This window comes from Paenibacillus sp. MER TA 81-3, assembly GCF_023713585.1.
Lineage (GTDB): Bacteria > Bacillota > Bacilli > Paenibacillales > Paenibacillaceae > Paenibacillus_B > Paenibacillus_B profundus.
The window spans coordinates 152,107-166,091 of sequence record NZ_JAMAWB010000006.1 but is presented as its reverse complement, the minus strand read 5'-3'; the positions used below and the strand labels follow the sequence as shown (position 1 = coordinate 166,091).

General features: G+C 49.8%; 12 protein-coding genes. 4 read left to right on the top strand and 8 right to left on the bottom strand.

Translation table 11 applies throughout. The features are described 5' to 3' along the window. Window positions 1–187: 187 nt before the first annotated feature. Window positions 188–2,893 carry a calcium-translocating P-type ATPase, SERCA-type gene (locus tag M3650_RS10350; protein ID WP_251574473.1) on the top strand — a complete coding sequence of 902 codons (2,706 nt, stop codon included), beginning with the start codon at window positions 188–190 and terminating at the stop codon, window positions 2,891–2,893. 87 nt (window positions 2,894–2,980) lie between these two features. Here M3650_RS10350 and M3650_RS10345 read toward each other — a convergent pair whose 3' ends face one another. Together M3650_RS10345 and M3650_RS10340 are read right to left on the bottom strand one after the other, a co-directional pair. Beyond that, entirely contained in the window at window positions 2,981–4,291 is a 1,311-nt protein-coding gene (locus tag M3650_RS10345; RefSeq protein ID WP_251574471.1) for an MFS transporter, read from the bottom strand. Window positions 4,292–4,440: 149 nt separating this feature from the next. Then, a complete protein-coding gene (locus M3650_RS10340; RefSeq protein WP_251574469.1) occupies window positions 4,441–4,626 on the bottom strand; it encodes a hypothetical protein in 186 nt (61 codons plus the stop codon). A 154-nt stretch (window positions 4,627–4,780) separates the two neighbouring features. Here M3650_RS10340 and M3650_RS10335 point away from each other — a divergent pair, with 154 nt between their 5' ends. Next, on the top strand, window positions 4,781–5,683 hold the full coding sequence (locus M3650_RS10335; RefSeq protein WP_251574467.1) for a LysR family transcriptional regulator: 903 nt from the start codon (window positions 4,781–4,783) through the stop codon (window positions 5,681–5,683). Between the two features lie 10 nt (window positions 5,684–5,693). Next, the gene (locus M3650_RS10330) at window positions 5,694–6,506 is read left to right on the top strand and encodes a histidinol-phosphatase (protein ID WP_251574465.1); all 813 of its coding nucleotides are present in this window, start codon (window positions 5,694–5,696) and stop codon (window positions 6,504–6,506) included. A gap of 173 nt (window positions 6,507–6,679) precedes the next feature. Here M3650_RS10330 and M3650_RS10325 read toward each other — a convergent pair whose 3' ends face one another. From M3650_RS10325 to M3650_RS10315, 3 genes are all read right to left on the bottom strand, one after another. After that, window positions 6,680–7,663, bottom strand: coding sequence for a DMT family transporter (locus M3650_RS10325; protein ID WP_019423700.1), 984 nt, complete (start codon window positions 7,661–7,663; stop codon window positions 6,680–6,682). A gap of 158 nt (window positions 7,664–7,821) precedes the next feature. Further along, a complete protein-coding gene (locus M3650_RS10320) occupies window positions 7,822–8,574 on the bottom strand; it encodes a metallophosphoesterase family protein (protein ID WP_251574463.1) in 753 nt (250 codons plus the stop codon). A 144-nt stretch (window positions 8,575–8,718) separates the two neighbouring features. Further along, window positions 8,719–9,621, bottom strand: coding sequence for a metallophosphoesterase (locus M3650_RS10315; protein ID WP_251574461.1), 903 nt, complete (start codon window positions 9,619–9,621; stop codon window positions 8,719–8,721). 174 nt (window positions 9,622–9,795) lie between these two features. Between M3650_RS10315 and M3650_RS10310 the strand changes: the two genes are divergently transcribed. Further along, window positions 9,796–11,166, top strand: coding sequence for an aldehyde dehydrogenase (locus tag M3650_RS10310; RefSeq protein WP_251574459.1), 1,371 nt, complete (start codon window positions 9,796–9,798; stop codon window positions 11,164–11,166). Window positions 11,167–11,726: 560 nt separating this feature from the next. Here M3650_RS10310 and M3650_RS10305 read toward each other — a convergent pair. The 3 genes from M3650_RS10305 to M3650_RS10295 form a co-directional block, all read right to left on the bottom strand. After that, the gene (locus M3650_RS10305) at window positions 11,727–12,098 is read right to left on the bottom strand and encodes a hypothetical protein (protein WP_083858941.1); all 372 of its coding nucleotides are present in this window, start codon (window positions 12,096–12,098) and stop codon (window positions 11,727–11,729) included. Between the two features lie 134 nt (window positions 12,099–12,232). Then, window positions 12,233–12,499, bottom strand: coding sequence for a helix-turn-helix transcriptional regulator (locus M3650_RS10300; RefSeq protein ID WP_251574457.1), 267 nt, complete (start codon window positions 12,497–12,499; stop codon window positions 12,233–12,235). A gap of 245 nt (window positions 12,500–12,744) precedes the next feature. Further along, a complete protein-coding gene (locus M3650_RS10295) occupies window positions 12,745–13,935 on the bottom strand; it encodes an IS701 family transposase (RefSeq protein WP_251574455.1) in 1,191 nt (396 codons plus the stop codon). Window positions 13,936–13,985 lie beyond the last annotated feature (50 nt).

The following is a 13,985-nucleotide window of genomic DNA, read 5'->3' as shown; positions in this document are numbered from 1 at the left end:
TCTTAGCAAAATACACGATTCAAAATCGATTCGCAGCGTTAATATAAGGGTAAGTGCTTAAAAAATTTTTCAGCACCTAAATATACAAATTATCGCAAGAAAACTACTTCGGAAGCATAAGCTCTTCAAGTAAATACATAACTTTTCGCTCAAACCATCACACTAGATTGGATAGGAGATGACTTTTATGGAGAAGAGCGATACAAAGAAACCTGTCGAGCCGCTGCACACCTTAACGGCCGAACAGGTCATTTCACATTTGCAGACGAGCAAAGACGGCTTGTCGGCAGCAGAAGCGGAAGATCGGCTGCGGCGTTACGGCAAGAACGCACTGCAGGAGGCGGCTGGGAAATCTATCTTCGCGAAGCTGCTGGAACAATTCAAAGATGTGATGATTATTATCCTGCTTATTGCGGCGCTTATTTCCGGCTTATTGGGCGAGTGGACAGATTCACTCATCATTTTGGTTGTCGTCATATTGAATGCGGTGCTGGGGGTTATTCAAGAGAATAAAGCCGAGCAAGCGCTGACGGCACTGAAGCAAATGTCGTCTCCGTATGCCCAGGTCGTACGCGACGGCAAAGCGATGAACATTAAAGCCGAAGACCTCGTACCGGGCGATATTGTCGTGCTGGAAGCTGGCAATGTCGTGCCGGCGGATCTGCGGATTATCGAATCCGCCTCGCTTAAGATTGAAGAAGCGGCTTTAACCGGTGAATCCGTTCCAGTTGAAAAAGGTGTCGAAGCATTAGACAAGGCCGATCTCGTCATCGGGGATCGCAAGAACATGGCCTATATGAGCAGCAATGTGTCCTACGGGCGAGGTATCGGCGTCGTCACGGCGACCGGAGCCGAGACCGAGGTCGGCAAAATCGCCGGCTACATCTCGCAAGAGGAAGATGAGGTTACCCCGCTCCAGACTAAGCTGAACGAGCTGGGGAAATATTTCACATTCATTATTATCGGTGTTGCCATTGTCATCTTCGTCGTCGGATTGATCGAGGGACGGGAAATTTTCGAGATGCTCCTCACTTCTATTTCGTTGGCGGTAGCTGCCATACCGGAAGGCTTGCCTGCGATCGTTACGATCATCCTGGCACTGGGCGTTCAGAAGATGGCGAAGCGCAAGGCAATTATCCGCAAGCTCCCGGCAGTGGAAACGCTCGGCAGCACAGAAATTATATGCTCGGACAAGACAGGTACGTTAACGCAGAACAAAATGACCGTCAAGCATGTCTATCTGGACGGTGCCTTGCACCCGGCGGAAGAACCATTGCAGCAAGTCGAGGGTTCTGAGTCGTTCCTGCAAGTGATGACGCTCTGCAACGATTCGAAAATTACAGAAGGAGCAAGTGATGCGGCCGGGACGCAGAACAACGTATCTTTCATCGGAGATCCGACAGAAACGGCACTGGTCGATTTCGCGCTGGCAAAGGGATTGGATAAGCGCGATGGCGAACGGCACTATCCGCGCACAGCCGAAATTCCATTCGACTCCGAGCGCAAATTGATGACGACGATTCATGACATGTCGTCGCATCGAAATGTTGAAGCGGCAAGCCCATACCGAATCATGACGAAGGGCGCGCCTGATGTTCTGCTTGAACGCTGCAGCCATATTTTCATTCATGGCACTGTTGTGCCTATGACGAGCGAACACCGCCATGACATCGCCGCAGCGAATAAAGAAATGGCCAGCAAGGCGTTGCGAGTATTGGCACTTGCCTATCAGGATGCAGAGCGGCTGCCGGAAGAGTTGACCACCGAAGCGGTGGAGCAAGGGCTTGTCTTCAGCGGTCTTGTCGGCATGATCGATCCGCCGCGGGAAGAAGTGAAGGAAGCGGTGCGCATTTGCAAGATGGCGGGTATTCGTCCCGTTATGATTACGGGTGACCACCGGGATACAGCCGCCGCCATTGCCAAGGAACTAGACATTATCCAAGACGAAAGCGGCGTACTGACCGGTACCGAGCTGAATCAGATTAGCGACAAGGATTTCGCAGACAAAGTGACAGAGTATTCCGTCTATGCGCGGGTATCGCCTGAACATAAGGTTCGCATCGTTCAAGCTTGGAGGAAGAAGGGCAAGATTGTCGCTATGACCGGTGACGGTGTGAACGACGCGCCTGCGTTGAAGACATCAGACATCGGGGTTGGAATGGGGATTACCGGTACGGACGTGTCAAAAGGAGTGTCTGATATGGTGCTGGCCGACGACAACTTCTCGACCATTGTCGTCGCCGTGGAAGAGGGCCGGAAAGTGTACAGCAATATCCGCAAGACGATACAATATTTGCTGTCGGCCAACTTGGGTGAGGTCGTAACGCTCTTCATTGCAACGCTGTTGAATTGGAAAATACTGTTCCCGATTCATATTTTGTGGATTAACTTAGTAACCGATACACTGCCTGCACTTGCACTCGGCTTTGAGCAAGCGGAATCCGACATGATGAAGCGGCCGCCGCGCAAAGCCTCGACAAGCATTTTTGCGGATGGGGTTGGCAGCAGCATCGTATACCAAGGGTTGCTGGAAGCAGCGCTTACGCTATTTGCGTATTACTGGGGACATACGCATTATTCTGAGAACGTCGCGATCACGATGGCGTTCGCCACGTTGGGCTTAATCCAGCTTACCCATGCGTTCAATGTGCGCTCCAATAAACATTCGTTGTTCAAGATCGGATTTTTCTCGAACAAATATATGAACTATGCGGCCCTCATTTCCGCGCTGCTCGTCATCGTGGTCGTCGTAATCCCGGGCTTGAACGATTTATTCAATGTCGTCATGTTGAATACAGAGCAATGGATCGTCGTCATTGCGGCGTCGCTCTCGATTGTTCCAATTGTGGAGATCGTGAAGCTAGTGACCCGCTCGCTGAACAAGCAAGCTTAACCCTGCTTCCTGCGCTATTGAAAAGCCCCTTGCATCACCCCTTATTGTTGTTGATAACAATAAGGGGTGATGTTTCTATTTCCCGCTCTATTTCAAAGGCATGCTGGACGATGCCGACGACGTTGTCCACATCTCCTCTTCCCGGTCCGCCTCCATGCGACCCTTCTCGATGTTGACGAAAATAAGCAGCATGATACCGACAATAAAGAAAAGCAATATGGATAGAATGGCAAGCCGCGTCGAGCCGGTCAACAACCCGACGGCTCCGAACACGGCCGGGCCAATTGAGGCCGAGACTTTGCTCGATAAGCTTAAGAAACCGAAAAATTCGGTCGCTCGGCTGCGCGGCACCATTTGACTGTAAACAGAACGGGACACGGCTTGGCTTCCTCCCTGAACCATCCCGACCATGAACGCCAAAATGTAGAAGTGAAGCGCAGTTGTCATGAAATATCCGAGAAACACGATGACGATATAGGTGCTGAGTGAAATATAGAGCGAACGCTTCGAACCAAGCCGGTTAGCGAACTTGGCGAACAGGAACGTAAACGGAATGCCGACGAACTGTGTAATGAGCAACGCAATAATGAGATGACTCGTCTGAATTCCAATTTCAGCTCCATAAATAGCTGACATGCCAATGATGGTAGATATGCCGTCATTAAAAAACCAGAAGGCAAAAATGTATTTAATCAGTTCTGGATAATGCTTAATTCTCTTTACGGTCTGAAAAATACGTCCAAAGCCGCGCTTCGCATAATACGCAACTGGCCAACGTTCAGTTCGAACCGGATCACGCAAATTTTTGAACAGCGGCATGGAGAAGAAAAACCACCAAATACCGACGGTCAAAAACACGGCCTGCGTCGCGGCCACTTTGCTTGAAAACCCGAGCGGTTCCCACATTTCCAGCATGACGATGTTGATGGCTAGCAGTACGCCCCCGCCAATATATCCGTACATGTAACCTTTGGCGGATACCTCATCCCGCTCATGCGGCGCAGCAATGTCAGGCAGCAGTGAATCATAGAACGTGTTGCCTCCCGAGAAGCCCAACGTAGCAATGATGAATAAAGCCGATACGTATATCCAATCGCCCTCGCCAGCGAATACCATCAGCGTGCACGCCAGTGCGCCCGCCCATGCAAATACGCGCAAAAAGGCCATTTTGCGCTGAGATAAATCGGCCATTGCGCCGAGAATCGGCGACAGCAACGCTACGAGGATCATGCCGATCGTCTGCGTAAACGCCCAGTAACTCGTTGCTTGATGAGCCGGCAAATTCGATGCGGCCACGGTCTGATAGAAGATGGGCAGAACCGCCGCCAACATTGTTGTGGCGAACGCGGAGTTGGCCCAGTCGTACATCATCCAACTGCGAACTTCCTTCGTGCGCATCGCACTCCCCCTACCTACGATATAAATATTCTCATGAGAACGTCTTCACTCATTGTGCGTGATCGCGAGGCAGCGGGTCAACTGTTTCAAATATTAAGTTTTGTGAACTCAACTTTGCTGCCTGCTCCTTATAATCAAACATTACGCTCTCATCCATTGCAGCCTTCAGTGCACAACGTATCAATGTAGGCTGCATTGGGAAGAATCTCATTGATTCCGTCCACGCTGAACGCCAGAAGCAGCACCATCATAATGAGGCCCATCCACCAAAACTGTACCGGATAGAGTGGTTGCGATAGGCGGCAATCAATCCAGCATCTCCTTGTATATAACATAGATAAATTGGCAATCATTTGCTCAGACAGTCCGCTTCCTCTATAATCAGAAGTATATTGAGAAAACAATTTTATTACTACGATAAAAATGATAAATTCTTTTAAGGCATCGTAAACGCAACAAAAATCATTGCATGGGATAGGAGGAGCCCTCATGAATTTAAGCCAATTGGAAACGCTCACCACCATCTCCAAAACAATGAGCTTCCGCAAGGCGGGGGAATTGCTTAATTTGACGCAGCCCGCCGTGTCCGCGCAGATCAAGAGCTTGGAGGATGAGTTCAAGACGGTGCTCATCGACCGCAACCAACCGGTCACCTTAACGGATAGCGGTCAAGTATTTCTTGAACATGCAGCGCGTATTTTAAATATTGTCGATGACTTGAAGCAGAAGCTCGCCGATTTGAATCAAATTCCTCAAGGCCATATTGTGTTAGGTACGACGACATCGATTGCGATTCAGATTCTTCCGCGGGTGCTTTCCTATTTTCAGGACCAATTTCCGTTAATTAAGACAAAGATTCTGTCGATGTCCTCCTCGCATGTCATGGCCCATATCGAGAACGGAACGGTCGATATCGGCATCGGCTATTTAAATGAAAAGAACCCGAATTTAGTCTCTTCCGTGCTCTACTACGATACGTTCGAGCTAGTAGTAAGCCCGGACCATCCCCTTGCTCAACATAGGCACGGCACGGTGGAAATGCTGCGGGAAATTCCTCTGATTGTGCTGTCACCCGACACGTTGGGACGCAAATTTGCAGACGAGCTCTTCCGCAAATACAACATTCAGCCACACATCGTCATGGAACTGTCCAGCAGCGAAGAAGTAAAGCGGATGGTGGAGCTCAACCTGGGCGCAGCTATCATCTCGAAGCTGTCGGTCAGCACTGAGTTGCGTCGCGGATCGCTGCAAATCGTACATATTAATGAGTTGGAAACGGCCCATCCCGTTGGGGTCATGTATCGTACAGGCCGATATTTAAACTCGGCGATGCAGCAATTTTTAAGTGACTTGAAGGGCATGCCGGAAACTCAATTCATCGGTTCAGAATAGGAGGTTATTTATGAAATTTGATTTGCATACGCATCATTTTCGCTGCGGCCATGCTGATGGCAACATTCGCGATTATATCGAAGCAGGTATCAAGCATAGGCTGCACGTTATCGGCATTTCGGACCATACACCTTATTTCGGCAGCGATGAAGAGCAGCCGTTCCCCAATATTGCTATGGCAAAGGGCGAGCTCAGCAACTATGTGGACGAAGTTCTGCAATTGAAGCAGGAATATGCGGGACGTATCGATGTGCTGCTAGGCATCGAATCCGACTTCTTTCCGGAGTATGCGGAGCTGTATCGCGAAGTGCTGTCCCGTTACCCGTTCGACTACATCATCGGCTCGGTGCACAATACGAGCGGCGTCAGCATATTCAATAAAAATCGGTGGAAGAACTTGTCCACGGAGCGGAAAGTTGCCGAGAAGCGCGTCTATTACGAGCTCATCCAGGATTCCGCGCGATCCGGCATGTTCCACATTCTCGGCCACATCGATGCGATGAAGGGCAATTATCCGGCGTTCTCCGAGATCGAGGCATGGGACGTCATTGACGACACGCTCAAGGTCATCTCGGAATGCAAGGTCGCCATTGAGATTAACACGTCCGGCAAGACGAAGCTGAGCGGCGGTTGGTATCCGTCAGATGAAATATTGGAGCGTGCGCTCCATTTCGGAGTTGATGTGACCTTCGGCTCCGATGCGCATATCCCTTCCCGCGTCGGCGACGAATGGGAGGAAGTCCGTACGCGCTTGAAGGACATCGGGTTCACGCGCTGGGTATATTACAAAGAGAAGCAGAAGCATGAGGTGCCGCTCGATTAGAGCGGCTTTTTGTATGGTGTGAACGATAAAAAAAAGAGGACCTGAAGCGTTCAGGTCCGACTCAAGGGATATATATATTCATCAAAAGGGGGTCTTGTTACCAATATACCCTCTCAACATTAACCGACGTTAACAGGAATATTACCGTTGTGTAACAAATCGTTAAATTGATGTTAACAAGCTTTGTCGGCTTGGTGAATCGTTACCTCACGTTGCTTCGCAACCGCCGATCGGTTGACGACGAGAATTCCCGCCACCACAAGTCCAAGTGCTGCGAGTGTCCACTCATTCCACGCTTCGCCAAGCAGCCACGCGGACAGCAAGACGCCAAATACCGGAATAAGGAATAAGAACATCGATACTTTGCCCACACTGTTATATTTCATGACCATGTTCCATAGACTAAATCCCGCCGCCGAGAGGAAGGCCAAGTATAACAGCAGCATAACCGAAGCGGTATCCCAATGGAAAGGCGCCCAGCCAGCGCGCCACGCTCCGATGACGATCAGTCCGAAGCCGCCGAGCGCCATTTGTCGTCCGGTAAGCCATAATACGGGAAAATCTCTAGCTTCATGGCGGGCCAGCACGTTGCCCCATCCGCCAAACAATGCGGACAGAATCAGACATACGTCCCCGATACCAAGCGACATTGCCATTCCGCCCTGATTCAACGTGACGATGATGACGCCAGCGAATCCAAGGCACAAGCCTAACGTCTTGCCTGGCGTGAAGCTCTCGTTGCCATCCATGAGACGAGCTACAACCATTTGAAAGAAGCAGGTTGCTCCCGTAATGATAGCTCCCTTCATGCCCGTACTTAAACTTAAGCCGATATAAAAACATAAATACTGCAAAAAAGTCTGAATGACGGCGAGGCGTGCCACACGCCATCCTGTACGCCGCGGCTTGGGTCGTATCGTCGGATTCCCCAGACGAGCGGCACGGTTGACACATGCCGCGAACAACATGAGCATGAATCCAGCCAAAAGGAAGCGGTACCCCGCGAACACCCATTGTTCATGCGTCGCCTGCGAAGCAATGCCAAGCTCTTCGTACCCAATCTTGATGGCAGGCATGGCGCTTCCCCACAATAATGTGGCCAGTACGGCGCTGACCGTCATGCCGACAGGATGAGTGAACCACTGCTGCGCTTTCACTTGATGTCTCCACCTTTCCGTTCGCTTATTGCATAATGAAGTCGCTCCGTAATGAAAGCAACGGATACTATCGTATCACCATGATAAGCGCTTGGGAAGAGCAAAGTAACTTTCGTTGCGTATTCAAAAGGGTCGCTATTAGAGCAACCTCTTTCAAGCTACTCCTCGGCCTTCTGCAAGCCTCGGTATACGCCGGTGCGCAGCTCGCGCACATATGGCTTAAGACCAGGCATGCCAGCCTCTTCCGCCGCACGTACGGCGTGTTCGATATCATATGGAACACGGTGAAAATGAATGGAGAATTCACTCGCATGCACTTGCCCGCAATAGCCCTGCAGCATAATATATGACGCTTGCGTCATATCCAGCGGATTGCCTACGCTGCCGCAATTGACTAGCGTCCGGCCCTGCAGGTGCTGCAAGTAAGCGTTATGGATGTCTCCGTATACAACGACATCCGGCGGTTGGCAAGGATGCAGCGGCTCGCTTAAAGAAGATGTAAATTCGAACATGCCGAGACGCTTCTCCAGATCATCCCATGGCTGAACGCGATGATAGACGCTTTGCGGCGAAGCGTGAACGAGCCGAATATGGCGGCCACTCATAATGAAATCATGCGAGAACGGCAGCTTGCTAAGCATCTCCATTCGTTTGCTTCCGAGCTGCTCCGCATGCCAGCGGAATTGATCATCGTCTTCGATTTGCAGGACGAGATCGTCCCAATTCCCCCGCACGATCACGTCGCAATGTTCGAACAGGAGGTCGACCGCTTCTGCTGGATTCGGTCCTTTGCCGACCAGGTCTCCTAGGCAATATATCCGATCAGCGCCTTGACGCTTAATATCGGTGACCACTGCTTCCAGCGCCTGTATGTTTCCATGTATATCTGAAATGATGGCAATGGACTGCATTTCGCATCGTCTCCTCTCTAGGTAGCAATTATTATTATTCAGACCGTTTCTGCAATGTAATTGGTTGACACACGTCCTAACGTGTTGCTGGCTATCGATCCATATTTTCTTTGCTATGCTTCATTGGCAAGGTTTATGCCGATACTAGCTCTTTGATAACGTAATTATCGTCCACTCCGGCGGACAGGAAAAGCGAATGGGAAGCACGGTCGTCCCTATCCCGCGGCTCGTATAAATAAATAGGGATCGCGTTTCTCCCCCTGTCCGTTCCAACTCATATAGGCCGTCAGGATAGCGTGTTCCAAGTCTAGGCAGCAGCAGCGGCCCAAAGAAAGGAAGCCGAACCTGTCCGCCATGGCTATGTCCTGATAACTGAAGATCGATCGGGTAATTAAGCGATTCCTTGCCCCAATCCGGCTCGTGAGCAAGCAGAATGCTGCACGTATCGGCAGCTATGCCGCGCAGAGCTGCGTTCATATCAGGTATGCCCTTGAGGGCATCATCGATCCCTGCAACGGCTACTACAGCCCCGTGACGTTCAATCAGGTGACTCTCATTCTTCAGCACCTGAAAGCCAGAAGCCTCGAAGGCTTCGCTTGCCAAGTCCATGCCGCGCTCATAATCATGATTGCCGAGCACCGCGAATTTGCCAAGTGGCGCCGTCAATTGCCGCAGCACCGGGATCGCTTGCGCGACCGATACTTCACGGTCCTCTACTAAATCTCCCGTCAGGCATATGAGGTCCGGTTCGGCCGCCTGAATGTCGTCGACAACTTGCTGCAGCCGCTCGGCGCTCATATGGTGGCCAAAATGAATATCTGTAAGATGTGCAACCGTAAGACCGTTGAAAGCTTGCGGCAGCCGCGGCAAAGAAAGGTGCAACGTTCGTTGCCGCAGCATGAGCGGCTCAATGAATCGGGCATAACCCGCCGCAGCGGCGGGAACACCGATCATGACGCCAAGCAGCCTGCGCAGAAAGCGGCGCCGCCCCGGGCTCCGTTCCGGACGCTGATTTGCGTTTCTTCTCGACAGAGAGTCCACCATCATTCCCCGCTTTATCACTCATTGCTTTTATTATGAATCAGTGGGGAAAGCAATGCAAATGCCCGAATAATATGGTTTAATGATCTCATAATGCGTGTTTAAAAAGTAACTTTTCAGCACCGGAAAGTAATAGTTTTCACTGGAATACACAACTTTATTGAAAGGAGGCTTCCGTTCATGTCTATACCGGTGGATATACTATCTTCTCAGCGCTCGTACTTCCACGAAGGCAATACGCGCGGCATTGCCATGCGCAGGCGTGCACTGACAGCGCTGCACAGTGCTGTCTCCCACATGGAGGGCGACATCGTCCGTGCGCTGCACATGGACTTGGGCAAGAGCGAGGCCGAAGCTTATATGACCGAAATCGGCATCGTCCTGGAGGAAGCACGGCTCGCGGCGAAGCGGGTTGGGCGCTGGGCGAAGCCGCGCAAGGTCAAAGCGGCGCTGACGCATATAGGAAGCCGCGGCAAGATCGTGCCGGAGCCGTACGGCTGCACGCTAATTATCGCGCCATGGAACTATCCGTTCCAATTGGCGATAGCACCGCTTATCGGTGCGCTTGCAGCCGGCAATACAGCGGTGGTGAAGCCATCCGAGCTGACGCCGCACACGAGCGCTTGCCTCGCGCGATTGATTAAGGAAACGTTCGATCCGCGTCATGTGACTGTGCTGGAAGGCGGGGTAGAGACGAGCACGCAGCTGCTCGACCTGCCGTTTGATTTTATTTTCTTCACCGGCAGCGTCCATGTCGGCAAGATCGTCATGAATGCGGCGGCGAAGCGGCTTATCCCGGTGACGCTAGAGCTCGGCGGCAAGAGTCCGTGCATTGTCCATGAAGATGCCGATATCGCGCTTGCAGCAAGACGCATCGCCTTCGGCAAGTGGACCAACGCCGGCCAGACGTGCGTCGCGCCGGATTATGTGTATGTCCACCACTCACGGCGCGACCAGTTCGTTCACGAATTGAATCAGGCTGTGCGGCGATTTTACGGGAATGATCCGCTCCAGAGCCTAGAGTATGCTTCCATCGTGAGCGAGCGGCATATAGAACGGCTTCAGCCCTTCTTACAGGATGGCCGGATTGCCTTTGGCGGTGAGATCAGCAAGGAGCAGCGCCGCATGGCGCCTACCGTTCTGACTGAAGTGACGTGGGAGATGCCTGTGATGCAGGAGGAGATCTTCGGCCCGATTCTGCCTGTCCTGAGCTACGATTCGTATGATGAGGCAGAGCTGGCCATTCTGGCACGCCCGAAGCCGCTCGCGCTCTATCTCTTCACGAAGGACCGCAGGCTGGAGGAACGGGTGGTGGAGCGCATTTCCTTCGGAGGCGGATGCATCAATGATACGCTCATGCATATTGCGACGCCTTACCTCCCGTTCGGTGGCGTCGGCGAGAGCGGCATCGGCAGTTATCATGGGAAATACAGCTTTGATGCGTTCAGCCACAAGAAGAGCGTACTGTATCAGCCTACCTGGTTCGACATTTCCTTCCGCTACCCCGGTGCCAAAAACCGCAAAGACATCATGAAGCGGTTAATGCGCTAGTGCGCCGAAGAGAGATTGACATACTGCAAGATTATCAATCCAAGCGGGCTCTATTTCTCTGAGCCCGCTTGGCTATAATTTAGTTCATTTATATAAGTTGAACTTATAATCTTTCGAGATTTGATTGTATTCGACTCTATTTATCCGCCTATTTCCTCTTCGAAGAGATAAAGCAAGGCTAGGGGCTTGATCGTATCCCCCTTGTCTCATCCTGCATTGGATTTTGTGCAATGAAAATGCAGTGTATCTCTCTTTATCGCAGATTCCATTGGAATTCATACAGTGCTTTGACACTCTTTAGCAGTAATCGCTGAATAGCAGCCAGATCCACTGGACAAATACAGTCCACATGCCGTTTAGCCGCCCAATCCGTACATTCTACTGTATATTTTCCAATAGGGCTTGCTTCGACCGTGGAAAATCATTTATTTTCCACTTATATAGGTCATGAATTGTTCTTCACTCGCTCTTACATGATTGCAACAAAATGAGCTGGCTCATACCCTTATTCAAGAGTAGAACCAGCTCAATGATAAGCGCTTTAACCATTCCATTGATACTCATTGATTCTCAGCCAACATCTCCCGCTCCCATTCTAAGCGCTTACAAAACGAAGCGGTTCCTTCCCGCCATAACTGCAATCGCTCTGGCCCCATTATGCTCGGCCCAATTCCGAAATGCTCTTCCATGCACTGTTCCAATCGCTCCGCCATTTCCGGCATGTCTAACTGCCTTTCATACAGTTCGACAATATGTACGGTCAAGCAGTCGTATTCATCGTTCGGCGCGCCTAGCGCCAATAAACCTAATGGGTCCCAATCATCTACAATCGCCTTCAGCCGTCTAAAAAGACCGCTCTGCTTCCATCTGTGTTTGTCTTTCTCAGACAAATGGATAATTATGAATAACACCCCCTGTTTTTGGGCTTTCATCGCAGTTGCTGTAATGCGATTCGATTCAAGGATGCGGGAGACATTGACTGAAATATATTTACTTTTTACTATAAAACATATTGAAGCTTTCGAACACTAAAAATTCACTAAATATTCATAATTTATTTTTCGCCTTAGCCATCTGTCGAAGATTGCTCGATTAATACATACTTGTCTCTGTAATGGGACGGTGACATGCCGATGCTTCGCTTAAAGGCCCTCGCAAACGAATAAATGTCTCCATCGCCGAACGACAGCGCAATATCTGCAACTGACAGATTCCCTTGCTTTAACAGGCGTTCCGCCTCCTGAAGTCGAAGCGCACGGATATAACGGCTGGGGGATGTTCCGATCTGCTTCGAGAACATTGTAGCCTCTACCTTAATTAAGATTTCTTCCAACTCTGCAGCAAATCTTATTAATAGATCGAGAAATTAAGTGGTATATTGGCGTCTTCCCGGAGGACAAAACATATATCCTTTGTCTTTTTTACCCCCTTTGGTACTGAAGTTTTTTTATCGCTAGGTATTATTGTAACAATATTAAATAAAAATCCTGTTAAAAAATTCAACAGGATCACATTAATTACTGTACATGCCAATAATCGATACAAGAATTTGTAAATTCAAAAAAGCTGTTAGGATCCCTAAGCAGCTCGAAGCTGCGTTTTGATCTGAGCGAGGGTTACTCCGCGTTGGGCTTGTTTATAGATGTACTCAATCCAGTGTTGTTTCTTCTGTCGACGATATTGATGTAATCCATCCAAAAGACTGCCTTGTCCACTGTATATGCAGCATATCGAAGTAAACGAGGGCAGTGCCCAGTAACGATCAATGGATTTCGTAGATCGAACTTGATATCGATCCATGCCAAAATGCACTTTTGCAGCTCGAAAGTAGGTTTCAATCGACCACCGCTTGCTGTAGTAATTCAAAATTTGCCCGTTGGTCAGGGAAACATCGGTACTTAGAAAAGCTTTCATTCGCTTAGGATCGAGGTCTTCTCCTTCTTTCCAACAGAAAAGAACGACTCCATTTTCAAGCAGGTTGAGCTTTCCTTCGTAGCGATAAACTCGATAACGCTCTGTCCCGATGGTCACGAGATCGGTATCAGCTTTCGAGATGTACGAAGCGAACTCTTTCATGGGTTGTCGTATCCCTTGCGGATAAATAATACGATTGGTCTTCAGGCCACTGATGACATGAAAACCTTGCTTTGCACTTGTTTGAAGAACAGAGGCTGAAGGATACCAGGAGTCCATTAATACATACGTTTTTTGATTAGATACGGGCACTTGCTTAATCATGTCGCAGGCCAGATCGATTTTGCTTTTACCGTAGGACTCGTAACGTTCCGTTGCAAATGGATACACAACATCACCAGCGCGAAGCATCGTTTCCACAACAGAATGGCCGTAGACCTGCTTGCCCTTTAGATGAGAATGATGATAAGTCGATCCCTGGATCGAAAAGAGAGCCTGTGACGAAGGCTTTGTTTTCTCACATACGGTATCATCTACAATGACAAAGATAGGACTGTTATTCTGTTTTGCGCTCCATTTTACTTGCTTATAAGCGATATTACGTATGATTTGCTTTAGGAACTTTTCACTCCACTTCCCATGAGCCAGAAAGTGGCTGAGGCTTCTACGATCCCGATTATGCAGGCTCTCGCGGTGGATATTTGTTAATGTACCTGTAAATCCTTCAGACAGCATTCCGTCCACAAAGTGAGAGATGTGATTCAATACAGATTTGGAAAAATACAACGGAAGTTTCCATTCTCGAAAGATATTGTACCAATTCAGATGTTGTGCTAACGTATGCGTATGAGACATTGCTTGTTCTCCTCTGCGTAGAGTGGTTGGTGGTACTTCTATTTTACACA